The sequence below is a fragment of the Bradyrhizobium erythrophlei genome (assembly GCF_900129425.1).
In the GTDB taxonomy this organism is placed as follows: domain Bacteria; phylum Pseudomonadota; class Alphaproteobacteria; order Rhizobiales; family Xanthobacteraceae; genus Bradyrhizobium; species Bradyrhizobium erythrophlei_C.
In genome coordinates, this window is record NZ_LT670817.1 from 14,594 (window position 1) to 36,457 (window position 21,864).

Below are 21,864 nucleotides of genomic sequence, written 5' to 3' on the forward strand. Positions count from 1 at the left end.
GATGCGGAAAGGAATGGATGTATGACAGGTCCGCGAAAGCCAGCTGCCTTGGTCGCGCTATTGTTCGGTTCACTGCTCACATTGACTGGACGCGTCGATGCCGTCGAGCTGAACGGCGCGTGGGCCGGCGATGCCGATCAATGCGCAAAAGTGTTCGTGCGCCAGGGAGGAAAGCTCGGCTTCACCGAAATGTCCGACGTCTATGGCGGAGGCTTCATCATCGATGGCGACCAGATCGTCGGTAAGTTTGCGCGATGCAGGATCAAGGCGAGGAAGGATGACGGAGCGAACGTCAACCTGGTTGCGGCCTGTGCAACCGACATCATGCTTTCGAGCGTTCAGTTCAGCCTGAAGGAATTGGATGCCAACAGCATTGTACGTCTGTTTCCAGGCATCGAGGATATGGAGATCAGTTATCACCGCTGTCCGTCGCAATAGCTACGGTCAGCCTCGGCTTGATTTATATCAAACAAGGCAACCTCGAAGGGTCCCTGAATGGGCTTCCATCCCAGGAGGATTTGATATGAAATCTGAAACGTTCCTTCGAACAAAAATCCGCGCGATGTTGGGCGGTGCCACGATGGCGGTTCTCCTGCTTGCAGCGGCTTCGGCAGCCCGGGCGGATGATGCCGCCAACGTTCTCAAATCGATGACAGACTATCTGAGCAACCAGAAAACGCTGTCCGCCTCGTTCGACAGCGACATCGAAGTCATTACCCCCGAATTGCAAAAGATCCAGTTCGCGAGCTCCGGCCAAATGAAGCTGAGCCGGCCCGACAAGCTGCGTGTCAGGCGCACCGGCGGTTATGCCGATGTCGAACTTGTCTATGACGGCAAGACAATCTCGGTCTACGGAAACAACGCCAAATCCTACGTGCAGGCGGACTTGCCCGGTACGGTCGATCAGATGATCGATGCGCTCCAGGCGAGATCCGGCGTGGGCCTGCCGGGGACAGATCTGCTGTTCTCCGATGCCTTCGACGTGATGATGGCAAGCGTCCTGGATGGCGAGCACATCGGTTTGGGAGTCGTCGACGGCGTGGAATGCGAGCATCTCGCGTTTCGCGGTCCCGATACCGACTGGCAGATCTGGATCGAGACCGGCGCAAAGCCAGTGCCCCGCAAATATGTAATCACCAGCAAGACGCTTGCCGGTGCGCCGCAATATACGTTGCGGATCAGGGACTGGAAGACGGACGCCTTCACGGACGCCGACACGTTCGTGTTCAAGCCACCCGCCGGGGTTACCAAGGTCGACCTGGATTCCAGCGACATGGCGGAGTTCGACGAACTTCCCCCCGGCACACCCTCAGGAGCAAAGAAATGATCTCGTCACGAAAGGTTATCATGCTCGTGGCCGCGCTTGCAGCCTTCGCCGCAGGGCTGTCCTGGAACGACGGAAGCTTCGTCAAGAACGGAGTGTTCTCCGAAGCTCAGGCAAGGGTCGGGCGACCGCTGACGCCGATGAGCTATGCCGGGGTCGCCCGGAGGACGACGCGCCGCGCAGTTGCGGTTGGTGCTGCGGCCGGCGCGGCGGGTGCTTATTATGGTTCCTCCTGCGCACAGGTCGTGGACGCCTACGGTCGGGTCACGACGCGCTGTTGACGTCGTCCCTTCGGCCGGCTGAGAACGTTGGCCGCACTGCCCTTGGCGCTTGAAACGTGCTGGAATGCAGCCGTTCGGATTTCCGGGGTAAGAGGATGAGCGGACGCGTCCCGATCGGAGCGATCAAGCTAGGCTGGCCGGTCGTGGCCGCACGTCTCTGCGTCTGCCTGCTGGTCCTGGCTGCCATACTGCCCGGACCCGCAAGCAGCGCGCCGCACTGGGAATCCAAACACGTGCTGGTGCTGCACTCGTTTGGGCGAGACTTCCGGCCGTGGAGCGAATATGCCCTGAGCATCAAGGCGGAGCTGAAGCGGCAATCGCCGTGGCCGCTGGATATTCAGGAGCACTCGCTGCTGACGGCACGGCTCAACGACCTGGAGCCGGAAGCGCCGTTCGTCGATTATCTAAGGTCGCTCTACCAAAGCCGTCCACCTGATATCGTAATAAGTATCGGGGCACCCGCGGCCAGGTTCGTTCAGAAATTTCGAACGCAACTTTTTCCGGATACGCCAATGGTGCTGACGGCGGTCGAGCAGCGACTGGTCGACCACGCGGGCCTGACCGATAACGACACCGTTGTCTCGGTGCACAACGATTTCTCGGGTTTCTTTGGCAGCATTCTTCAAGTTCTGCCGGATACACGGACGATTGCCGTCGTCATCGGTGCCTCGCCTCTGGAGAAGTTCTGGCTCGATGAAGCAAAGAAGGAAGCGAAACCCTTCGAAAACCGGGTCGCATTCGTCTGGTACGCGGACCTGTCATTTGAGGACATCCTAAAGCGGGCGGCGGCGCTTCCGCCGCACACGGTGCTGTTCTGGGGCTTGATGTCGGTCGACGCGGCAGGCGTCGTCCATGAGGGCGATCTCGCCTTGCGGAGTCTCCATGCGGTCGCGAACGCCCCGATCTTTTCCTTCCAGGAAGCGTTTTTCGGCGAAGATACCGTCGGCGGCCCGATGCATTCGATCGCTGAATCCAGCCGGAAGACTGTCGATGCCACGATCCGCATCCTCGGTGGCGAGAAGCCGGGTAATATCAAGATCGAACCGATCGGATTTGCGTCTCCAAAGTACGACTGGCGCGAAATGCAGCGCTGGGGCATCAGCGAGAGCAACCTGCCCCCGGGAAGTGCAGTCCTGTTTCGCGAACCGAGCATCTGGAAAAAATATAGTTGGCAGATGGCGCTGATCGCCGGCGTGATCCTCGTCCAAGGGATGTTGATCGGCTTATTGCTGGACGAACGCCGCCGCCGCCGTCTTGCCGAGGTCGAATCGCGCCAACGTCTTGCGGAACTCGCGCACGTCAACCGCTATTCGGCGGCCGGAGAATTGACGGTTTCCATCGCGCACGAGCTGAACCAGCCGCTGGGCTCTATTCTCACGAACACTGAAACGGCCGAGCTCATGCTGAAGAGCTCCTCGCCGAACCTCGATGAAGTCAAGGAAATCCTGGCCGACATCCGGCGCGACGATCAGCGCGCCAGCGAAGTGATACGCCGGCTGCGCAGCGTACTGAAAAAAACGCCGTTTGAAGTCAAGGACATCGATCTGAACGAGACGGTGCGGGACGTGGTCGGGTTTGTGATGACCCTGGCCGAGGGACGCCACATCGCGTTGAAATACACTTCCACTCCAACTGAGCTGCGCATCAGGGGCGATCCCGTTCAACTGCAACAGGTCGTACTCAATCTGATTATCAACGCAATGGACGCGATATCCGGAGCTCAGGTCGGGAAACTCGAAATTGGCGTGACGACCAGCCGCTCTGGCGCCTACGCAGAAATCAGGGTTAGCGACACCGGTCCTGGAATCGCCGTCGATGATTTGGAGAACGTCTTCAACCCGTTTTTCACGACAAAGCCGCAGGGCATGGGCATGGGGCTTACGATTGTCCGCACCATCATCGAAGCCCATCACGGACAGATTGTCGTCGAGAATCCGCCGTCGGGTGGCGCGCTTTTCACGGTCAGGCTTCCGGTGGCCCGCGGCAGATCAACTTCAACCTGATCGAGGCTCTTGCGTCGCAGCACGCTTGCGTCGCCGCACGGCGGGAACCTCGTTTCCCTTGATCTTTGTCAAAGAGCGACCCCACCTCGGCCCGATGCTTGCCGCGATGAACCTCAAAGGAGGGTTTGATGTTGCGCTGCGGCAAGCCCCTGATCGCGCTCGCGATGCTGATGGCGATCCCTGTGGCCGTCTCGGCACAGACGGCCGACAATCCACCGGCTCCTGGCAATCCGGTGCAACCGGCGAGCCAGTCTCCGCCAAGTGCAGAACTGTTGAAGCCCGAGCAGCTCGAGGCTCTGGTTGCGCCGATAGCGCTGTATCCCGACGAATTGCTCGCAAATGTGCTGGCGGCATCGACCTATCCACTGGAGGTGGTGCAGTCCGATCGCTGGCTGAAGGAACGCAAGAATCTGAAGGGCGATGCCTTGAAGAAGGAGGTCGACAAACAGTCCTGGGACGACAGCGTCAAGGCGCTTGCCAGCACGCCGGACGTCATTTCGATGATGAGCGACAAGCTCGACTGGGCCAAGAATCTCGGCGATGCCGTGCTCGCGCAGCAGGCGGACGTGATGGACGCGATCCAGCGCCTTCGCACCAAAGCGTACGACAGCAAAAAGCTGGTCACCACCAAGCAGCAAAAGGTCAGCGTTCAGACGCAGGAAAGCAAGCAGGTGATCGTCATCGAGTCGGCCGATCCCGATACGATCTACGTGCCGTACTACGATCCGGCGACGGTTTACGGAACCTGGCCCTACGCGGACTATCCACCCTATTACTTCGGGTACCCGTCCTATATCGGCGCGGGCGTGATTGCGGCGGGTCTCGCCTTCGGTGCGGGTTGGGCGATCGGACGCTGGGGCAATTACTGGGGCGGCGGGTGCAACTGGGGCAACCGCAACCTCTACGTCAACCACTACAACAAGATAAACAACATCGGGAACAACTGGCAGCACAACCCGGCGCATCGCCAGGGTGTGCGATACAACAACGCGAACGTTCAGCAGCGCTTCGGCAACAACAACCTGAAGGCCGGCGCCTCAAATCGGATGGATTTCCGTGGCCGCGACGGGCAGCAGGTGCTTCGTCCGGGGCAGGATCGACCAGGCGCAGGAGATCGCGCCGGCGACCGCGTCGGGGATCGTGCTGGTGACCGCGCGGCCTCGCGTGATCGGCCGGGCGGCGATCGCGGCAATCGCCCGAGCACAGCGGATCGCGCCAAGGGTGGCGGGGATCGTGCCAAGGTGGCCAAGGGTGGCGGCGATCGTGCCAAGGCCGCCAATCGCGCCGGCAACGCCGCGCGAGGTGGCGGCAGCCGCGGCTCTGCCTTGAACGTGTCGTCGGGCAGGGCCGCTGCAGCGCAATCGGCCCGCGGTCGGGCGAGCGCGGGCCCGCGGGGCGGAGGTGCTCCGAGCTTCGCCGGGCGTGGCGGCGGCGGTGCGGCATTTGCCCGTGGAGGGGGCGGAGGCTTCCGCGGCGGCGGTGGACGGCGCTCCGACATCGCATTGAAGCACGATGTCGTCCTGCTCGGTCATCTCGCCAATGGTCTCGGCTACTACCGATTCAGCTATCTCGGCAGCAGCAAACCCTATGTCGGCGTGATCGCGCAGGAAGTGCAGAGCCTGCTACCGGAAGCCGTGACCCGGGGCCGCGACGGGTATCTCCGCGTCTACTACGAACAGTTGGGATTGAAGTTCCGCACCTACTCTAACTGGCTTGCCGGCGGCGCAAAGATACCCATGCCGGCGGAGGTCTTGCCATGATCATGCTCAATTCGCTCCGTCGCGCGGCGTCGGTGTGCATCGGCGCAATCGTGGCGGTGATGCTGGTGACCTCTGCGTCCCGGGCGCAGCAGGCCTATCCCTCACCGGAAGACGCCGCGGCGTCGCTGGCGGCCGCACTCAAGACCGGCACGCGGAGCGCCGTCATGAAGGTCCTCGGCAAGGACGCAGAAGACATCGTCGAGTCCGGCGACGATGTGGCCGATGCGGAAATGCGCCAGCGTTTCCTGTCCGCCTATGATGCCAGGCATTCCATTAAAGCCGAAGGAAACAAGAAGGCGACGCTCATCCTGGGCGCGGACGATTTTCCGTTCCCGATTCCACTCGTGAACAACAAGGCCGGCTGGGAGTTCGACGCGGCCGCGGGGCGTCTCGAGATCCTGTATCGTCGTATCGGACGCAACGAACTGGACGCGATTCAAACCTGCCTGGCTTTCGTGGATGCCGAGAACGAATATGCCGAAAAGGATCGCGGCGAGGGGGCGGGCGTCTACGCACAAAGCATCGTCAGCAGCCCGGGCAAGAAGGATGGGCTGTTCTGGCGCGACGATCGCGACCCGAGCCCGCTCGGCGAATTGGCGGCGCAAGCGTCGGCCGAAGGCTATAAGGTTGGAGAGCAGGCCGCACCCTATCACGGTTACTATTTCCGGATTTTGAAGGGCCAGGGATCCGACGCGCCGGGCGGCACCTTCAACTATGTCGTCAAGGGGAAGATGATCGGCGGCTTCGCGCTGATCGCATATCCCGCCGAGTACGGAAATTCCGGCGTTATGACCTTCATGGTCAATCATGCCGGTACCGTCTACCAGAAGGATCTCGGAGAACGGACCGAGAGGATCGCAAAGCGGATCATCCTGTTCGACCCCGACCAGACCTGGAAGAAAGTCAGTGTGGCGGCTCCGTGAATGTACCGGGGCAGCGATGCCGCCATTCGCGATGCCGGAACCGGGAAGACTTCCCGGGCACATCCGGCGTTGCCGCCGCATTTTGATTCTCCCGCCGGCATGCATTTTCTTCCGGCCGAAAGGGGCGCTGAATTGATTGTGCTTCGGAACCTGGTCCTGGCGACAGCAATCATGGCAGGGACCGTCCTGTTCTCGCTGCAGAAGCTGAATGCGTTCGAGCTGACCGGCGCCTGGACCACGAGCGCGGACAAATGCGGCAAGGTTTTTGCCCGCAAGGGACGAGCGAACCAGGTCAATTTCACCAACTTTTCCGGCGCGCACGGCGGCGGCTTCATCGCTGAAGCCAATCGGCTGAGGGGGAAGTCCGACAGTTGCTTGATCAAGTCGAAGAAAGAGAGTGATCAAAGCCTCAACCTGGTCGTCATGTGCGGATCGGGCGTCATGCTTTCAAGCGTCCAGTTTTTCCTGAAGGTACTCGATGACGATACCATCTCCCGGGAGTTTCCGGGCATGGAAGGAATGGACGTGAAGTATCACCGCTGTCGGATCTAGCGGATGAACGTCCGACCCTCCAAGCGCATGAAAGCTCAAACGATGTCATCTACAATTCGGCTCGCTTTGATCGCGCTTTTCGCCCATGTGCTTCCGGTGAAATCATCGCTCGCGCAGGCGCCCGGCTATGTCCGGGTCAAGCTTGTGAAGGCGCCCCTGATGGCGGGCGCCGGTGGCGGCAGCGGCGTCCTGACGTATCGCGGTCGCGACTATCCGTTCAGAGTATCCGGTCTTAGCCTGGGTGTTACAGCGGGTGCTTCTGTCAGCCGGCTGGAAGGATGGGCTTCAGGCATAAGGCAGGTGAGCGATTTTGCCGGCACCTACAGCGCCGTCGGCGCTGGGGCGCCTTTGTCGGCGGCGCCGGGGGCGTTCAGCTGGGAAACGAAAAGGGCGTGAGGATCGCCCTGCAAGGACCCAAGGCGGGGATGGAATTCGCTGCGAATCTGAGCAGTATCAAAATCTCTCTGAAGTAAGCCCGCGCGTGGCCTGGCCTCCCGATGGACCCGGATCGGTATGTGTCATCGCATTATTTCTCTGCTCGGGCCGCAGTGAGGATGGGTGCCCAGCGCGCGATTTCGGACCGGACAAAACGGTCGAATGCAGCCGGGTTACGCTCGGCGTGGGCTGGTATCGCGCCGCCGAGCTGGGCCAATCTCTCGCGTACAGCAGTGTCATCAAGTGCCTTGTCGAGCGCATCGGCAAGCTTGGCGATCACCTCGGCTGGGACGCCCTTGGGCGCAAACAGCCCAGCCCAGACGCTCATTTCAAAATTGACGCCCGCCTCCCTGGCGGTCGGCACATTCGGCAGCGTCGCGAGGCGCTCGTTGGCGGAGACCGCGTAGGCCTTGACCGAGCCCGCTAGAACCTGCTCCGCCACGCTGACCGACTGCTCGCACATTAAGTCCACGTGGCCTCCCATCAGATCGTTCAACGCCGGACCGGACCCGCGATAGGCAACGAGCGTGGGCTTCGCGCCGATCTCCGCGGTGAACAGAAGACACGCCATGTGCGAGGACGAGCCGATGCCGCCGTGCGCCTGTTTCAATGCACCATCCTGTTGCCGGAGGACGGCAACGAATTCTTTCAGGTCCCGTGCCGGGAAATCCTTTCGCGCAATCACGACTGCCGGCGAATGGGCGGTGAGGCCGATCGGCACGAAATCCGCAACGGGATCGTACTTGACGTTCGGCGTGAGCACCGGGGCGGCCACATGCGAGCCCATGGCCGCCGCAAGCAGGGTGTAGCCGTCGGGTGCGGCGGCCGCCACGCGCGCGCTGCCGATCGTGCCACCAGCGCCGCTGACGTTCTCGATAATGATGGATTGCCCCAGCGTCCTGGACATCTGGTTGGTGACGATGCGCGCAACTACATCGCTCGCGCCTCCCGCGGGGAACGGTACGATCACGGTGATCGGCCTCACCGGGTAGCCCTGCGCGCGCACCGGCACGACGCCGGCGACCAACGCCATCACGATGACGATAGAAAGCCAGACGCTAAGGCCTGGTTTCATGACGCGCACCTGTCCGTGCTGTCGCGCGGTCATCAGTTTCGGCCGCTGTCCAATATTTCCGCGACCTCGACCCGGCGTCCCTCCTGCGCCGAGAGAATGCCGGCACGCACCACCGCGAGCGATCTCGTCGCGTACTCTCCCCCGACTTCGTGCTGGCGCTGCCCGCGAGCCGCGGCAGCAAACTCCTCCAGCTCCTCGACCAGGGTGTCGTTCTTTGCGCACCGCACCGCCACAGGCTCGCTTTCGCCGCGCTTGAGGAAGCGGAGCCCATTGTGCAAATCGTAGTAGGTGGTTGCGTCCCCGCCGTATATGTTCATCAGGTAGTACTCGGACGCCGAGGCGTAGCTCGCGTTCAGTGTGGAGAGCGCGCCGTTGTCGTGTTCCAGGATCAGGCTCGCGACATCCGGATTGTCGCCGGGCAGCACCAGTTGCGCCAATTGTCCGCGCACCGCATGGACCGGCCCGATCAGGTATTCGAGAACGTCGATGTAGTGGATTCCAATCTGCAGCATCACGCCGCCGGGCATGGCGGCCGCTTGGTACCGCCACGAGGTGAGATCGATCTTGCCGAGGCGGTCGCGGCTGATGTTGGCCTCGGCGTTGACGAGCTTGCCGAACAAACCGTCATCGATCTGCTGCCTGATCCAGCGGAAGTGGCTCTCGCGGCGCCGCTGATAGCCAAGCGCCAGTACCACGCCGGCCTTGCGGCAGGCCTCAGTGATGGCGCGGCCGTCCGAGATACTGTTGGCGATTGGCTTGTCGAGGAAGACGTGTTTACCCGCGGCGGCGGCGGCGCAGGTGGTCGCCAGATGCACATCGTTCGGCGTCGTGTTGATGATCGCCTCGATCTCGGTATCGGCCAGCATCGCCTCGTAACTCGCGGCCGGCCGGCAGCGATATTTTGCTGCGAATTTTTCGCGTTTTTCGTCGGAGCGGGTGTAGCAGCTGAGAATCTCGAGCTTACCCGAGCGCTGGATGGCGTCGGCTAGAACGTCAGACCACCATCCAATCCCGATACAGGCCACGCGCAGAGGACCAGCACTCACGACTTTCTCCCTCCCGCGGGCCGGGATCGCTGTTGCGGTCTCGTCTCGGACGAAGCCATCGTGGTCGGGCGCCGATTTGACGCGGTGCACACCGCCTTCGTGGTACAGGAGTACACGGTATGCAAGCGGCCACCGTCCATTCGTTCGAGCAGGATCATGTGCCCGCCGGCATCCACGATCGCACAGGAGATCGCGATCCCGGCCTTTTGGCCATGTCGACGGCCGTCGTCATGATCTTCTTCGCGCCCTGATGTGTGAGGCGCTTGCTCTCGGCGACATACATTCCCAGCGTCCCGATCAATAAGGATACGCGAATTGTGCGCTAGCGGGTCGCCGCCATCAAGCAATTTTCATTCTGATTGGGCCCATGCCGAAATATTCCCGTTTTCGGGAAACGGCGGCCGGAATCCCGGCCGTTGCGATTGGTTGATGAGTCCAAACGGGTCGCGCACTTGGGAAAGGCTCGGCGACGCGAAAAAAGGCGACCAACGGCTGGTCGCCTCTTTCATGTGTCGGACGAGTGGGGACGCAGGCGGCACCTCTTATTAATAGTACCCGGGATATCCGCCGTAGTATCCGGGGCCACCGTAGTATCCAGGGTAGCCGTAGTACCCGGGGTAGCCGCCGTAGTATCCGGGGTATGCGTAGTATCCGGGGTAGCCGCCGTAATAGCCGTAAGGGCCATATGCCAAGCCGGCGCCAATCAGCGAGCCCGCGATCAAGCCGCCTACGATGCCTGGACCCCACCACCCGCCGCCCCAGCCTCCGCCCCATCCTCCGCGAAACCCGCCGCCGCGGAAGCCGCCGCCAAATCCACCTCCGTGAAAACCTCCACCGCCAAACCCACCTCGGGCGAGTGCAGGAGGGGATGCCGCGGCAAGCGCAACTGCCAGACAGACAACTCCCATCGTTCGAGATTTCTTCATGACTGCTACCTCCGGGTAAATGGAGAACAACCATCACGCAGTGGGGAACAACCGTGCGGCCTAGGGGCGTTCCGCTGACCATGGTCAAATCGCTGTGAAGGCGTAGAAATATCTGAGGGCGCGGGGCGCGAGACGAGATGGGCAAGTCATTGGCGGGACCGCACGCGCACCGCAGCGTGGCGCGAGGCCGTGCCGCTCTCAAGCGAATTGTGGAATGCTTCTAAGTGATCGGCGTTGCAGGAACGACTGATCCGAGCGCTGATTGATTCAGCGGCGCGGGGTCTCCTCCATGAAAGCCGCGCCTGCGCGGTCGGCGTCTCCTAGCCCCCAGCGAGGCCGTCCGGCCGCGCACATGAAGGGATCAACCGCCTGGCACAGCGAAGCGTTCATGGCCGCCTGGCAAAATATCGTGCCGCCGCCTCGACGCAGGTCTCGAACACGTCGAGCGCGCCGAGGCCGCGCGCGTTGCCGTCGGTCGGAAGAAACACCGGGTATCCGCCGCTATGGACCGCTCCGACAATCATGAGATTGTCCGGCAGGTGGAAACCCTCGATCCCGAGGTCCGCATGATCCGCGCCAAGCTGTCTCCGCATGCGGGATTCGAAGTTTTCGGACGTGTTCGAATAGCCAAAGATCGGTTTGCCTTTGCCGAGAAACCAGCCGACCTCGATCAACGTGCCCGCATCGGCGGATGCGCCCGCGAACGGCGTGAGGTTGGCAATGATGATGTCGCTTTTCTCCATCATCGCGACGTCTTTTCCATAAATCGCCTGCCACACCTCCAGTTCCGTAGCGGCCGGCACGGCATCTTCGTTGAGCGGGGGCAAGCCGCGCAAACCAAACCGCCGGCATATCTCCACCTTCCTTGCGGCATGCGCCACCGCGTTGGGAAGAAACACGTCGGGCCCTGCCAGATAGGCTGTCGCTGTCATAACCAGTCTCACTAAGTTGGATCTGAACCGACGGACATAAGTGAAAATCCGGCGGTTCGGAGCAACCCGCCATCAGCTGCATTTCATTGCGATCTGCCGGCATGCGCAACTGCGCAATGCAACGCCGGCAGCCGTTTCACCGCGTCACCCATGTCTGACTCAGCGTGGATTGGCGACAAAATCCAGCAGCGCGCGACCGAGATCGTCCTCGGCGGTGTTGATGTGACCGATCGTCGAGGTGTGATTGTGGCCACGCATCCAAAACATCGGCGGCGATCGCCGCCTGGCGACGGCTAACCGGTAAACCAGCTCGGTGCAGTGAAGGTCGATCAGCGGATTTTCGTACTCGCCCCAGGCCACAAAGGTGGGCACGCTGTCGGCGCTGACATGGCTGACGGGCGAGATATCGTCGAGCCTGGCGGCATCCTCTGTCTCGTAATAAGCCGCAACCTTGTGGGCGTTTGGATTTTCGGGGAGCGTCTCGGCGCGCACCCGGCCGCTGACCACGATGAATCCGGCGATGCCGGGACCGGCGGGAGGCTGCAGGCGCTTGTCGTAGGCATAACTGCCGGCGTGCGCGGCGCCGGCGGAATGGCCCATCAGAAAAATTCGCGAGGCGTCAATGCCGACCTCATCGGCGTGGGCGCGGACCCATTTTATGACGCTTGCGATGTCCTCGCTCGCGCCAGGATATTTGGCGTCGCCGGCGAGCCGGTAACCGATATTGAGGCCGACGATCCCGTTTCGGGCGAAGTAGTGCAACACGTTGGAGTAAATCTCCTCGGTGCGGTTGGGGTGGCCGTCAAGAAAAGCGCCGCCATGGACGAAGACGACCGCGGCGCGCCGGGCGTTCTTGTCGTCGGGCTTGAACAGATCGAACGTTTGCCGCGGGTGAGGGCCGTAGGAGATGCCGCGCCGAACCGTCACGCCGTCCTTCGGAGACTGTTTGAGGACCTCGCTGAACCGATCGACCATGATCTTGACATGCGCGGCCGGATTGGTGCCCCAGCGCGGACCAATCTCCGCCATCAGCGCGCGCAACGCATCCGGGATTTCGGGAAACTTCGAGCTCATGAACGGGCCTGGGACTGAACCGGAGGAATATTCGCTTAGATGGTAATACCGGTAAACTTGATCTGGGAAAACTCCTCGATCGCGTAACGTACACCCTCGCGGCCGACGCCGCTTCGCTTCATGCCGCCGAACGGATAATTGTCGAGCCGGAACCGCGTCGCTTCATTGACCCACAACGCACCGACGTCGAAATCGTCGGAGAAGCGCAGTGCGGCAGCCAGGTCCCGCGTGAACACGGCGCCCTGCAGTCCGAATTCGGAATCATTGGCCATCCGCAAGGCGTCGTCGATGTCCTCGAATGCGGTGACCAGTGCCAGCGGACCGAACACTTCCTCGCACCACAGCCGCGCGTCGGTCGGAACGCCGGTCAGGATTCCCGGCGAGATCGTTGCCTCGGTCTGGCGGGGCTGCAGGATGAAGCGAGCGCCCTTTGCCAGCGCGTCTTCGCACATGGCCATGACGCGCGTGCCCGAAGCTTTGCTGACCATGGGTCCGATATCGGTCGTCGGGTCTTCCGCCTTGCCGACTTTCAGTGCCTGCGCGGCGGCCGCGAAATGCCGCAGGAAATCGTCGAGCACCGGCCGTGCCACCAGAATGCGCTGGGCCGAGATGCATTGCTGACCGCTCGCCTCGAATGCCGCCGAGGCGATCTTCTTCGCCGCTGTCTCGATATCGGCGTCGGCCATCACGATATTCGCGGCGTTGGAGCCGAGCTCGGCGACGAATTTCTTCGCCCCGGCGGCGCGGGCCAGCGCATCGCCAGCGACGGTGCCGCCGGTAAACGACACGGCGCGAACATCGCGATGCGATGCCAGCGCGAGCGCCGTTTCGCGGTCACCGGTCACCACGCTGAAGAGATCCCTGGGCCAGCCGGCATCGTGGAACAGCTGCGCGAGCCGCAGGGCGGCCCGCGTTCCCGCGAGTGCCGGCTTGGCGACGATGGCGTTGCCGGCGGCGATCGCGGGCGCGATTTTCTGCACCAGCAAATTGACCGGAGCGTTGAAAGGCGTGATCCCGGCGACCACACCGTACGGCACGTGCCGGACAAAACCGATATGGCCGGTGCCCGGGGCGGTGATGTCCAGCGGCAGCGTCTCGCCGCCGAGCTGGGTCAATGCCGCCGCCGTCAATTCGAGAAATTCGGCGCCGCGCTTGACCTCGAAGCGGGCCATGCGAATGGGCTTGCCGACATCCTCGCAGATCAGCGAAGCGATATCGTCGCCGGCCTTTCTCAGCGCGCCTGCCGCGGTGTTCAGCCATGCGATGCGCTGGTGCGTCGGTTGCTTGCGGTTTGCCGCGAACGCAACGGAAGCCGCCGCGACGGCGCGATCGACGCCGGCCTTTCCTGATTCGGCAATCCTCGCGATCGATTGCCCGCTTTGCGGTGCAATCAGATCCAAACCGTCGGCGGCGTGATCGGCCGCGACGAGCTTGCCGCCGACGAAGTCGGCGAAAACCGGAAGCTGGGATCGATTCATGTCAGCGGGGATTTCGCAGACGCTGGATCTGCATATTGGCGAGGAAGGGTACCAATGGATGGACTCCCATTTTGACGATCGAGGGAACCTCGAGCCTGAGCAGCGCCGCGCGATGCTCGTCCGACAGTTTGAACTTGTCGGCATAGCCAGAGGCATCGGCGATAAACTGCGCGCGATCGGAATCATTGTGGGCGAGCCCATGCAGCGCCGCCGTCAATTGAACCAGTTCCGGCTTGATCGAGGGATAATGCGCGTCGTGTTCGGCGGCCTGCTCGCCGAACCAGGCCAGCGATGCATAATTATGGTGCCAGCTCGGGTCCATCGAAACGATGTCGGGCTTGCGCTCGCCGAGCGCGCCTGCCGCGCAGGCCCAGCATCGCAGTTCGATATTTCCGGTATCATCGAGTTCGGCTTCGTCGTAGCCGATCAGCGATTTCAGGTTTCCGGCAGCGAGCTTTTCCAGGACCTTGTTGTCCCACGCCAGTTCCGGATTGGAATATCGGTCGGTGCCCGGGAAGTGCGACATGCCGCCGCTCGACAGGATCACGGTTCTCAAGCCCAGCGAAGTGACGGTGCGTGCGATGGCCTGACCGAACGCGTAGCAGCGCTCCATGGTCGGTTGCGGCGGCAGGTAGGCGTTGACGTAGATCGGCAGCACCGGATCGGTGAGGCCGATATGCGTCAGTGGAATGCCGATGGCGTAATCGATGCGCGCGGTGCTGGTGAAGGCCGGGTCGAAGTTCTGACGGTAGAGTTGCCGAACGATCTCGAAGCTGATTTCGCTCGGGATGTTCCAGTGAAACTTGCGTCCGGCAAATTCGCCGCTGGCTTCGCCGCCGACGTGGATGGTGAAGGGCGGGGCGGCGTTATGAAAGAACTGCTCGGCGTGATCGTTGGAAAAAATGATCCAGAGGTCGGGCTTGAGCGCCTTGAGCTTGTTGCCGATATCGGCTGCGACCGCGCGCACCTGCTCGACGACCTTCTTGTCCTCGGTCTCGGGCATCGTGAAGAACTGCGGGGCATGAGGAAGCATCGCACCGCCGACTACCGTTGACCTCATCTCCATCCCCTATGCGCTGTTGCCTGCCGCCGATCCCGCACTGCCAAGCCATCCTATTTCACGACCTCTTCGACGTGTTATCGCTATTCCGCCAAAAAACCGTTATGAAACGACCCCCCCCCCATTCCGGAGCCTTGGACGTGACGATCGTTATTCATCCCGAACTGTGGGAAACCCCGAAGGGACACTTCCAGCAGAGGGTCGTGGCCTACGTGCTCGATCTAAAGCGCGGCGGCGGATTGCAGCCGCATCGTCATCAACGCGCCCAACTGCTGGCCGTGACGTCGGGCTCCATCGCCGTGACCGCGGAAGGCTCGACTTTTGTCGCCCCGCCGGAACGCGCGGTTTGGGTGCCGGCCAATACGGTGCACGAAACCCGCCACCTGACGTCGACGCGACTGCAAACCCTCTACGTCTCCGCCGATGCGGCGCCGGAACTCTCCAGACGAACCACGGTTCTCCAGGTAGGCCCGCTGATGCGCGAACTGATGAATGTGATCGTCGCCCGGCCCAGGCTCCATGATGAGGGCGGCGCGGACGGCCGGCTGGTCTCGGTCCTGCTCGACCAGCTTTCCACCGCGGCGGCGCTGCCGCTCAATCTGCCAATGCCGAAATCGCACGAGCTGCTTTCGATCGCGGCGGACCTGCTGGAGGCGCCGACCCGCGCGCCTTCGCTGAGCGAACTGGCGCATGCCACGCGGAGGTCGCCGCGCACGCTCGAGCGGCAATTCAAATCGGAGACCGGGCTTTCGCTTCGGAGTTTCCGCCGTCAGGCGAAGCTCTTGCGTTCGCTCGAACTGCTGTCGTCCGACATGTCCGTCAGCGCCGTCTCCGATCAACTCGGATTTGGCGAGCCGAGCGCGTTCATCGCCATGTTTCGTGCCGCGTTCGGCGTGACGCCCGGCCGATATCTGACCTGAAGTTGCGATCGGGATTGCGGTGGCGGTGCATCGCCTGCTTATTAGACGATGATCGCGCTGGTCCGATGCTCGATGAGCCGCACAAGGCTCAGCGCGGTTAGCTCCGACGATTTCGGATTGGTCGCCAGCGGGTTGTTTTCGAGCGCAATTTCCAGGCGGCCGAAGGCGCCCCGCGCCGTGATGCGATGACCGTTGATGCGGACTGCCGGGTCAGCCACCATCTCGACCCGGGTCCTGTCGAGGCCGACGCCGGCGAGCGCCGTCACGACCGTTGCATTGGCGTTTTGGGGATAGAGGCTTGCAGCCTCTCTGGCGCTGCCCGAAAAAAACACGGTGCGATCGGACAGGCCCGACAGGTCGAGAAGCTTTTCGGCCGGCGTGCCCTTCCAGGCGACCGGCGGTTTGACGATCTGGTGGGTGACCTCATCCAAACCGAGCACGGCCGCGCTCGCCAATGCATCGACAGCGCCGATCGCCCCTGATGGGATGAAGATTCGGCTGCCGTGGCGCTCGGCGATGGCCGTCAGCCGGGCCAGCAGAGCGTCATCGCAAAACGCGCTGGTCGAAGCGATGATCATCCCCGGCGCCGCCGCGAGCGCCCGCTCAGCCCACATATCAATCGCCGCGCGGCCGGCCGCCTCGACAACGAGGTCGGGACGGAGCTCGGCCAGTTCGTTCGGGGAGGCCAGGAAAGGAACACCTTGAGGGATCGAGGCGCGGTTTTCCGGGGTGTCGATGGCGGCTATTCCGACGATCTGGACGGCGGCGTTTCGCTGCGCCAACAGCGCGCCGACGCGAATATTGATCGCGCCCCAGCCGATGAAAACCAATCGCATGGGCTTGCTCATAGGCTGCTGATCCGGCATCGGCCCTCCAAATCGTCACGATCTGCCACGGCGGCCAACCGTGGTTTTCGTCTTCGTCCTGGTCTTCATTTTGGTCTTCGACTTTGCCTGGCCTGTTTGCGCCGCGGCGACGCCTTGCTCGGCGAGGCGGTTCGCCAGCATAAGCCGGCTCACGTTCTCGAGATGCTTGCGCATTGCCATACCAGCATTTTCGGCCCGGCGCTTGACGATCGCGTCCACGATCTCGTGGTGGCTCTCGGCACTCTCGACGCTTACCGATTCCACCTCGTTGACGCGATGCCGCTCGCGGTGAACGTGCCACATGATCTTCTCATGCATGTCGACCAGCGAGCGATTGCCGGTGCCGCGGACGATGCAGTGATGAAAATCGTCGTTCAATTCGTAATAACGCGAGGCATCGCCGCGCCGGGCTGCCTGGCGCATCTCCTCGTAGATCCTTTGAATGTCGCGCAAAACCTGCTGTCGTCCCGATTGCGCGACCCGGATAGCAGCGAGTTGCTCGAGGCCGATCAGGATTTCCATGGTTTCGCCGATCTCGGTGGCTCCCGGATCGGTCACGACAGCGCCGACATGCGGCACCAGGCGGATCAGCCCCTCAGCCTCCAGGGTCTTCAAAGCCTCCCGCAACGGCGTGCGTGAAACGCCGAACTGCTTGCAGAGCAGCGGCTCCGATAGGCGCACGCCGGATTTCCAGCGGTTTTCAACGATGTCCCGCCGGAGATGCGGCAGGATCTGGTCGTGCATCGGCGGGTATCGCACCACAGACGCCGCTGATGGCGCGCTCCCACCGTTCTTTTTTGACCCAGCCATCGCCCAATCAACTCCCGGCATCCACCCCCGGATTGACACACCCGGTTTAGCCGTGATCGTATACGATATACGATCTTGGGACCAGACATGAGTCAAGGCGCAGCTTCGCAAATTTCATCCGGCTCGGGCAAACAGGGCGTTGGAGCCTCGCTACGCCGCAATGAGGACGCGCGTTTTCTTGACGGCAAAGGCGAATATCTCGCTGACCTGCAGGTGCCGGGGATGGCGGAAGCCGTTTTTCTCCGCAGCCCCGTCGCGCACGGCAAAATCAGGTCGATCACAGTGCCGGAGGCTGCGCGGGGGCAGGTCTTCTTCGCTTCCGATATCGCCTTTACGAAGCCGATCGTCGCCGTCAGCGCCGCCAAGGGGTTCAAGCCGTCGAACTATCCGGCGCTGACCTCCGACAAGGCGCGATTCGTCGGCGATCTCCTCGCGATCTGCATCGCGCCGACGCGGGCGGAGGCCGAGGACATCGCCCAGTCATGTGTCGTCGATTTCGAGGAACTGCCGGCAATTTGGGATATCGACGTCGCATTGAAGCCTGACGCGCCGCGGGTTCACGACAGCTGGTCCGACAACGTCTACATCGAAACCCGGATCGCAACCGGCGATCTCGACGAGGTGCGTGCCCGTGCGGATATCACGGTCCGCAAGAGCCTGCGCATGGGGCGCCACGCCGGCGTATCGATGGAAGGCCGCGGCGTTCTCGCGCATTACGACCGGCGTCTCGACGAACTGGTGGTCTACAGTTCGACGCAGTTTCCCCATGTCATCCGCACCATCCTGGCGGAGAGCCTCGGGATTTCCGAAAGCAAGCTGCGGGTAGTGGCCCCGGACGTCGGCGGCGGCTTCGGGCCGAAGAATAATTTCAATCCCGAGGAATTGGCGATCGCGGCGCTGTCGATGAAGCTTAACCGGCCGTTGCGCTGGATCGAGGACCGGCGCGAGCACCTGATTGCATCGCCTCACGCGCGCGAACACCGCTATGAGCTGACGGCTTACGCCGACAAAGACGGTCGTATCCTCGGTCTCGAGGCCGAAGTCGTGGTCGACGCAGGCGCTTATTCGGTCTGGCCGTGGACCGCCTCGATGGAAGCGGGCATGTCGGCGGGGATCATGACCGGCCCGTACGATATCCCGGTCTATCACGCCCGCGCGGTATCGGTCGCGACCAACAAGTCTCCGCTCGGGCCCTATCGCGGCGTGGGCCGCAGCGGCGCCTGCTTTGCAATCGAGACGCTGGTGGATGCCGTTGCGCGCGCGGTCGATCGCGAACCGGCGGACGTGCGGATCCTGAACATGGTGCCGCCGGAAGCCATGCCTTACAAATCAGCCACCCATAAATTGTATGACAGCGGCAACTATCCGGAATGCGCCAAACGGGCGCGCGATGCGGTCGGGCTTTCCGGGATTCGGATCCGGCAGTCGCGGCCCGAGCCGGACGGCCGTCTGATCGGCTTCGGTATGGCGAGCTACACCGAGCAGTCCGCGCACGGCACGGCTGAGTGGGTGGCGCGCGGGCTGCCGGTCGTGTTCGGCTATGAGCCCGCACTGGCTCGCTTCACGCCTGACGGCAAGCTCATCCTGTTCGTCGGGATCCAGAACCATGGCCAGGGGCTGGAAACGACGCTCGCGCAGGTCGCGAGCCAGGAGCTTGGGATCGCCGTCAAGGACGTCATCGTCAGGCATGGCGACAGTTCGCTGTCACCGTACGGGATGGGCACCTTCGCGTCGCGCAGCATGACGATGTCGGGCGGGGCCGTGTCGGCGGCCTGCGTCATCCTGGCCGAGAAGATTACGCGCATCGGCGCGCATTTGCTGCAGGCGCCGAAAGAATCCGTCCGTCTTGCCGACGGCAAGGTCTATTTCGGCGAGCAAAGCGTTTCCTTCGCGGAAATAGGCCAGGCCGCGTACCTGCATCCGGAGCGCCTTCCCGTCGGCGAAGAGCCGGCATTGGAGGCAAGCGCCGTCTATCAGCCCGGACGCAGCACAGGCGCCTTCTCCTATGCGACGCATGCCTGCGTGCTGGCCGTCGACCCCGGGACCGGCCACGTCGAGGTGCTCGACTACGTCGTCTGCCACGATTGCGGGACCATGGTGAACCCGATGATCGTGGAAGGGCAGGTGGTCGGCGGCGTCGCGCAGGGGCTCGGCACGGCGCTGTACGAGGAGATTCCCTATGATGAAAACGGCCAGCCGCTGGCGTCAACGTTTCTCGACTACATGATACCCGGCGCGACCGAAGTCCCCGACGTCCGTGTGCTGCACATGGAGACTCCGTCGCCGCATACAAGGTTCGGCATCAAGGGCATGGGCGAAGGCGGCGCTATCGCACCGCCCGCGGCTGTCATCAATGCCATCAACGATGCGCTGAAGCCGCTTGGCGCGGAAGTCAGCCAGACTCCGGCGACCCCGGATCGCGTTCTGCGGGCGATCATCGCTGCAAAGGAGGCGCGGCCATGAAACCGGCGCCCTTTGCCTATCACCGTGCGACCTCGATCGACGACGCCATCGCTCACCTCAAAGCAGGCGACGCGATCGTGCGGCCGCTTGCCGGCGGGCAATCGCTGGTGCCGATGCTCAACCTGCGCTTGGCGCCGGTCGACAAACTGGTTGATCTGACGCGCGTCGCCGCACTGAGGCAAACCGAAGAACGGCCGGATTGCATCCGCTACGGCGCATTGGTGACGCATGCGGCGTTTGAAGATCGCCGGGTTCCGGATGCCAGCAACGGCCTGATGCCGTTCGTCGGATCGCAGATCGCCTATCGCGCGGTGCGCACGCGCGGCACGATCGGCGGAGCGATTGCGCTGGCCGATCCCGCGGCGGACTGGCTGACCACGATCATCGCGCTCGAAGCCGAGATCGCGCTGGCCGGTCCCAACGGGCGGCGCACGATGCCGGGCACGGATTTTGCTATCGGTCCTTACATGACCGCCATCGGCGACGCCGAACTCATCGAAGCCATCATCGTGCCGCGCCGCCCGAACACCGAGCGCTGGGGCCACTACAAGGTGACGCGCAAGACAGGCGAATACGCGGAGTCGATGGCGATTGCGCTGATCGACAAGGCGCTCGGCAAGGCGCGGCTCGTCGTCGGTGCGACCGATGGCGCCCCCCTTGTGCTTGCCAGATCGTCGCGCGAGATCGCGGCCGGCACTTCCGGTGACAGCCTTGCTGCCGTGATCCGGGCGGAACTCGCCGAAAGCGGGCGCGATTTTTCACCCGGGAAGCTTCTGCTCCATAGTTCAGCGGCCATCCGCGCCGTCGCGAATTCGGAAAAACGATGAAGACCTCGATATCAGCCGTCATCAACGGCAAGCCGCTTCAGTCCTCGGTCGAGCCCCGTACCAGCCTCGCGGATCTGCTGCGCGAGGAACTGCGGCTGACCGCGACGCATCTCGGCTGCGAGCAGGGCGTCTGCGGCGCCTGCACCGTGCTTATCGACGGTCAGCCGGCGCGGTCGTGCATCACGCTCGCGGTCGGCATCGACGGTTCGGATATCCGCACGCTCGAAGGCCTCGATCAGGATCCGTTGATGCTGGTGCTGAAGGCCGCGTTCCATGACAAGCATGGACTGCAATGCGGCTTCTGTACGCCGGGCATGCTGATCAGTGCGTGGGATCTGCTGCGGCGGAAACCCCATCTCGGCGAAGCCGAAATCCGCATCGCGATCAGCGGCAATTTGTGCCGCTGCACCGGCTATCAGGGCATCGTCCGCTCGATCAAGGCCGCCGGAGAAAAATGGGCGGCCCGGACGGCGCCGGCGCAGGAACAAGTCTGATGAAGATAGAGAAGAGTTTCGAACTGCAACACCCGCGCGAGTTCGTCTGGAGCCGGATGAACGACGTGCATTTCGTCGCGCAATGCCTTCCGGGCGCTTCGATCGTGGAGGATCTCGGCGATCATCGATACAAGGGCCGTATGTCGGTGAAAGTCGGGCCGATGGCCGCCGCATTCGACGGCGAAATCGCCATCGAGAGCCGGCCGCAGGAGTGGACCGCAATTGTCTCCGGCAAAGGCGCCGATGCGCGTTCCAGTTCGCGCGCTACGGGAGCGATGACCTATCGGCTGGGGGAGGGGCGCGCGCCCGGTGCGACCCGAGTGGAAGTCGCCTCCGACATCAACCTGGCGGGACCGCTGGCGCAATTTAGCAAGGGCGCGGTGATGCAGGAAGTCGCCAACCGCATCACCGCCGAGTTCGTCAGGAATTTCGAACAGGCGTTGTCCGCTTCTCCCGCTGCGGCGGAGGCCGGCGCTTCCGAATCCAGGGCATCGAACCAGCCGCTCGACGCCGGAAACCTTTTCTGGTCGATCTTGCGCGACCGCTTCCTTGCCCTGTTCCGAAAGCGTTCCGGCTGAGGTCCCAGCCCGACATCCATTTTCAAATGCAACCTGA

The 21,864-nt window shown here is 62.8% G+C and carries 24 protein-coding genes; 14 read left to right on the top strand and 10 right to left on the bottom strand.

Going from position 1 to position 21,864, the window contains the following annotated elements:
* The first annotated feature begins 21 nt into the window (after positions 1-21).
* The 8 genes from B5527_RS00100 (at position 22) to B5527_RS00135 (ending at position 7,239) form a co-directional block, all read left to right on the top strand.
* A complete protein-coding gene (locus tag B5527_RS00100; protein ID WP_154071905.1) occupies positions 22-438 on the top strand; it encodes a hypothetical protein in 417 nt (138 codons plus the stop codon).
* Positions 439-523: 85 nt separating this feature from the next.
* On the top strand, positions 524-1,327 hold the full coding sequence (locus B5527_RS00105) for a DUF2092 domain-containing protein (RefSeq protein WP_245332453.1): 804 nt from the start codon (positions 524-526) through the stop codon (positions 1,325-1,327).
* Positions 1,324-1,605: a hypothetical protein gene (locus B5527_RS00110; RefSeq protein ID WP_079599484.1), complete on the top strand. Its 282-nt coding sequence runs from the start codon at positions 1,324-1,326 to the stop codon at positions 1,603-1,605. Before B5527_RS00105 ends, B5527_RS00110 begins: the two co-directional genes overlap by 4 nt.
* 95 nt (positions 1,606-1,700) lie before the next feature.
* Positions 1,701-3,608, top strand: coding sequence for a sensor histidine kinase (locus B5527_RS00115; protein ID WP_079599485.1), 1,908 nt, complete (start codon positions 1,701-1,703; stop codon positions 3,606-3,608).
* A gap of 128 nt (positions 3,609-3,736) precedes the next feature.
* Positions 3,737-5,368, top strand: coding sequence for a DUF3300 domain-containing protein (locus B5527_RS00120; protein WP_079599486.1), 1,632 nt, complete (start codon positions 3,737-3,739; stop codon positions 5,366-5,368).
* A complete protein-coding gene (locus tag B5527_RS00125) occupies positions 5,365-6,291 on the top strand; it encodes a DUF2950 domain-containing protein (protein ID WP_079599487.1) in 927 nt (308 codons plus the stop codon). The genes B5527_RS00120 and B5527_RS00125 overlap by 4 nt, the downstream gene beginning before the upstream one ends.
* 171 nt (positions 6,292-6,462) lie before the next feature.
* Complete coding sequence (locus tag B5527_RS00130; RefSeq protein WP_245332454.1) at positions 6,463-6,843, top strand: hypothetical protein; 381 nt, start codon at positions 6,463-6,465, stop codon at positions 6,841-6,843.
* A 42-nt stretch (positions 6,844-6,885) separates the two neighbouring features.
* Complete coding sequence (locus tag B5527_RS00135; protein WP_338065082.1) at positions 6,886-7,239, top strand: hypothetical protein; 354 nt, start codon at positions 6,886-6,888, stop codon at positions 7,237-7,239.
* A gap of 130 nt (positions 7,240-7,369) precedes the next feature.
* On the opposite strand, the gene B5527_RS00140 is transcribed toward B5527_RS00135, so the two are convergent.
* Genes B5527_RS00140 through B5527_RS47475 form a run of 3 tightly spaced genes read right to left on the bottom strand, consistent with a single transcriptional unit; the run spans position 7,370 to position 9,575 of the window.
* Positions 7,370-8,353, bottom strand: coding sequence for a Bug family tripartite tricarboxylate transporter substrate binding protein (locus tag B5527_RS00140; protein ID WP_079606941.1), 984 nt, complete (start codon positions 8,351-8,353; stop codon positions 7,370-7,372).
* A gap of 32 nt (positions 8,354-8,385) precedes the next feature.
* Positions 8,386-9,399 carry a Gfo/Idh/MocA family protein gene (locus B5527_RS00145; protein ID WP_154071906.1) on the bottom strand — a complete coding sequence of 338 codons (1,014 nt, stop codon included), beginning with the start codon at positions 9,397-9,399 and terminating at the stop codon, positions 8,386-8,388.
* Positions 9,396-9,575: a heme-binding protein gene (locus tag B5527_RS47475; protein ID WP_425305123.1), complete on the bottom strand. Its 180-nt coding sequence runs from the start codon at positions 9,573-9,575 to the stop codon at positions 9,396-9,398. The genes B5527_RS00145 and B5527_RS47475 overlap by 4 nt, the downstream gene beginning before the upstream one ends.
* On the opposite strand from B5527_RS47475, the gene B5527_RS46995 reads away from it, so the two are divergent.
* Entirely contained in the window at positions 9,519-9,650 is a 132-nt protein-coding gene (locus tag B5527_RS46995; protein WP_276329305.1) for a hypothetical protein, read from the top strand. The genes B5527_RS47475 and B5527_RS46995 overlap by 57 nt on opposite strands.
* Before the next feature lie 294 nt (positions 9,651-9,944).
* Here the strand turns inward: B5527_RS46995 and B5527_RS00155 are convergent, their stop codons facing one another.
* The 5 genes from B5527_RS00155 to B5527_RS00175 all read right to left on the bottom strand — a co-directional run bounded on the left by B5527_RS00155 (position 9,945) and on the right by B5527_RS00175 (position 14,869).
* Complete coding sequence (locus B5527_RS00155; protein WP_197689255.1) at positions 9,945-10,325, bottom strand: hypothetical protein; 381 nt, start codon at positions 10,323-10,325, stop codon at positions 9,945-9,947.
* Between the two features lie 386 nt (positions 10,326-10,711).
* Positions 10,712-11,257 (bottom strand): nucleoside 2-deoxyribosyltransferase, encoded by a 546-nt coding sequence (locus tag B5527_RS00160; protein WP_079599491.1) that lies wholly within the window; start codon positions 11,255-11,257, stop codon positions 10,712-10,714.
* Between the two features lie 159 nt (positions 11,258-11,416).
* On the bottom strand, positions 11,417-12,331 hold the full coding sequence (locus B5527_RS00165; protein ID WP_079599492.1) for an alpha/beta hydrolase: 915 nt from the start codon (positions 12,329-12,331) through the stop codon (positions 11,417-11,419).
* A gap of 35 nt (positions 12,332-12,366) precedes the next feature.
* Positions 12,367-13,809 (bottom strand): aldehyde dehydrogenase family protein, encoded by a 1,443-nt coding sequence (locus B5527_RS00170; protein ID WP_172842432.1) that lies wholly within the window; start codon positions 13,807-13,809, stop codon positions 12,367-12,369.
* Between the two features lies 1 nt (position 13,810).
* The gene (locus B5527_RS00175) at positions 13,811-14,869 is read right to left on the bottom strand and encodes a hypothetical protein (RefSeq protein ID WP_172842433.1); all 1,059 of its coding nucleotides are present in this window, start codon (positions 14,867-14,869) and stop codon (positions 13,811-13,813) included.
* Between the two features lie 140 nt (positions 14,870-15,009).
* Here B5527_RS00175 and B5527_RS00180 point away from each other — a divergent pair, with 140 nt between their 5' ends.
* Positions 15,010-15,789 (top strand): AraC family transcriptional regulator, encoded by a 780-nt coding sequence (locus tag B5527_RS00180; RefSeq protein ID WP_172842434.1) that lies wholly within the window; start codon positions 15,010-15,012, stop codon positions 15,787-15,789.
* 41 nt (positions 15,790-15,830) lie between these two features.
* Here the strand turns inward: B5527_RS00180 and B5527_RS00185 are convergent, their stop codons facing one another.
* Both B5527_RS00185 and B5527_RS00190 read right to left on the bottom strand, forming a co-directional pair.
* Positions 15,831-16,625, bottom strand: coding sequence for an aspartate dehydrogenase (locus B5527_RS00185; RefSeq protein WP_245332455.1), 795 nt, complete (start codon positions 16,623-16,625; stop codon positions 15,831-15,833).
* A 45-nt stretch (positions 16,626-16,670) separates the two neighbouring features.
* A complete protein-coding gene (locus B5527_RS00190) occupies positions 16,671-17,465 on the bottom strand; it encodes a GntR family transcriptional regulator (RefSeq protein WP_172842435.1) in 795 nt (264 codons plus the stop codon).
* 87 nt (positions 17,466-17,552) lie between these two features.
* Between B5527_RS00190 and B5527_RS00195 the strand changes: the two genes are divergently transcribed.
* Genes B5527_RS00195 through B5527_RS00210 form a run of 4 tightly spaced genes read left to right on the top strand, consistent with a single transcriptional unit; the run spans position 17,553 to position 21,827 of the window.
* The gene (locus tag B5527_RS00195) at positions 17,553-19,928 is read left to right on the top strand and encodes a xanthine dehydrogenase family protein molybdopterin-binding subunit (protein ID WP_079599498.1); all 2,376 of its coding nucleotides are present in this window, start codon (positions 17,553-17,555) and stop codon (positions 19,926-19,928) included.
* Positions 19,925-20,755: an FAD binding domain-containing protein gene (locus tag B5527_RS00200; RefSeq protein WP_079599499.1), complete on the top strand. Its 831-nt coding sequence runs from the start codon at positions 19,925-19,927 to the stop codon at positions 20,753-20,755. The genes B5527_RS00195 and B5527_RS00200 overlap by 4 nt, the downstream gene beginning before the upstream one ends.
* Positions 20,752-21,249 carry a (2Fe-2S)-binding protein gene (locus B5527_RS00205; RefSeq protein ID WP_079599500.1) on the top strand — a complete coding sequence of 166 codons (498 nt, stop codon included), beginning with the start codon at positions 20,752-20,754 and terminating at the stop codon, positions 21,247-21,249. The genes B5527_RS00200 and B5527_RS00205 overlap by 4 nt, the downstream gene beginning before the upstream one ends.
* Positions 21,249-21,827: an SRPBCC family protein gene (locus tag B5527_RS00210; RefSeq protein WP_172842436.1), complete on the top strand. Its 579-nt coding sequence runs from the start codon at positions 21,249-21,251 to the stop codon at positions 21,825-21,827. The genes B5527_RS00205 and B5527_RS00210 overlap by 1 nt, the downstream gene beginning before the upstream one ends.
* Positions 21,828-21,864 lie beyond the last annotated feature (37 nt).

What these genes read in the sequence shown, in the direction of transcription:
- B5527_RS00100 (WP_154071905.1), top strand. Translation starts at nt 22, where the DNA reads ATGACAGGTCCGCGAAAGCCAGCTGCCTTGGTCGCGCTATTGTTCGGT.
- B5527_RS00105 (WP_245332453.1), top strand. Translation starts at nt 524, where the DNA reads ATGAAATCTGAAACGTTCCTTCGAACAAAAATCCGCGCGATGTTGGGC.
- B5527_RS00110 (WP_079599484.1), top strand. Translation starts at nt 1,324, where the DNA reads ATGATCTCGTCACGAAAGGTTATCATGCTCGTGGCCGCGCTTGCAGCC.
- B5527_RS00115 (WP_079599485.1), top strand. Translation starts at nt 1,701, where the DNA reads ATGAGCGGACGCGTCCCGATCGGAGCGATCAAGCTAGGCTGGCCGGTC.
- B5527_RS00120 (WP_079599486.1), top strand. Translation starts at nt 3,737, where the DNA reads ATGTTGCGCTGCGGCAAGCCCCTGATCGCGCTCGCGATGCTGATGGCG.
- B5527_RS00125 (WP_079599487.1), top strand. Translation starts at nt 5,365, where the DNA reads ATGATCATGCTCAATTCGCTCCGTCGCGCGGCGTCGGTGTGCATCGGC.
- B5527_RS00130 (WP_245332454.1), top strand. Translation starts at nt 6,463, where the DNA reads ATGGCAGGGACCGTCCTGTTCTCGCTGCAGAAGCTGAATGCGTTCGAG.
- B5527_RS00135 (WP_338065082.1), top strand. Translation starts at nt 6,886, where the DNA reads ATGTCATCTACAATTCGGCTCGCTTTGATCGCGCTTTTCGCCCATGTG.
- B5527_RS00140 (WP_079606941.1), bottom strand. Translation starts at nt 8,353, where the DNA reads ATGAAACCAGGCCTTAGCGTCTGGCTTTCTATCGTCATCGTGATGGCG.
- B5527_RS46995 (WP_276329305.1), top strand. Translation starts at nt 9,519, where the DNA reads ATGCAAGCGGCCACCGTCCATTCGTTCGAGCAGGATCATGTGCCCGCC.
- B5527_RS00155 (WP_197689255.1), bottom strand. Translation starts at nt 10,325, where the DNA reads ATGAAGAAATCTCGAACGATGGGAGTTGTCTGTCTGGCAGTTGCGCTT.
- B5527_RS00160 (WP_079599491.1), bottom strand. Translation starts at nt 11,257, where the DNA reads ATGACAGCGACAGCCTATCTGGCAGGGCCCGACGTGTTTCTTCCCAAC.
- B5527_RS00165 (WP_079599492.1), bottom strand. Translation starts at nt 12,331, where the DNA reads ATGAGCTCGAAGTTTCCCGAAATCCCGGATGCGTTGCGCGCGCTGATG.
- B5527_RS00170 (WP_172842432.1), bottom strand. Translation starts at nt 13,809, where the DNA reads ATGAATCGATCCCAGCTTCCGGTTTTCGCCGACTTCGTCGGCGGCAAG.
- B5527_RS00175 (WP_172842433.1), bottom strand. Translation starts at nt 14,869, where the DNA reads ATGAGGTCAACGGTAGTCGGCGGTGCGATGCTTCCTCATGCCCCGCAG.
- B5527_RS00185 (WP_245332455.1), bottom strand. Translation starts at nt 16,625, where the DNA reads ATGCGATTGGTTTTCATCGGCTGGGGCGCGATCAATATTCGCGTCGGC.
- B5527_RS00190 (WP_172842435.1), bottom strand. Translation starts at nt 17,465, where the DNA reads ATGGCTGGGTCAAAAAAGAACGGTGGGAGCGCGCCATCAGCGGCGTCT.
- B5527_RS00195 (WP_079599498.1), top strand. Translation starts at nt 17,553, where the DNA reads ATGAGTCAAGGCGCAGCTTCGCAAATTTCATCCGGCTCGGGCAAACAG.
- B5527_RS00200 (WP_079599499.1), top strand. Translation starts at nt 19,925, where the DNA reads ATGAAACCGGCGCCCTTTGCCTATCACCGTGCGACCTCGATCGACGAC.
- B5527_RS00205 (WP_079599500.1), top strand. Translation starts at nt 20,752, where the DNA reads ATGAAGACCTCGATATCAGCCGTCATCAACGGCAAGCCGCTTCAGTCC.
- B5527_RS00210 (WP_172842436.1), top strand. Translation starts at nt 21,249, where the DNA reads ATGAAGATAGAGAAGAGTTTCGAACTGCAACACCCGCGCGAGTTCGTC.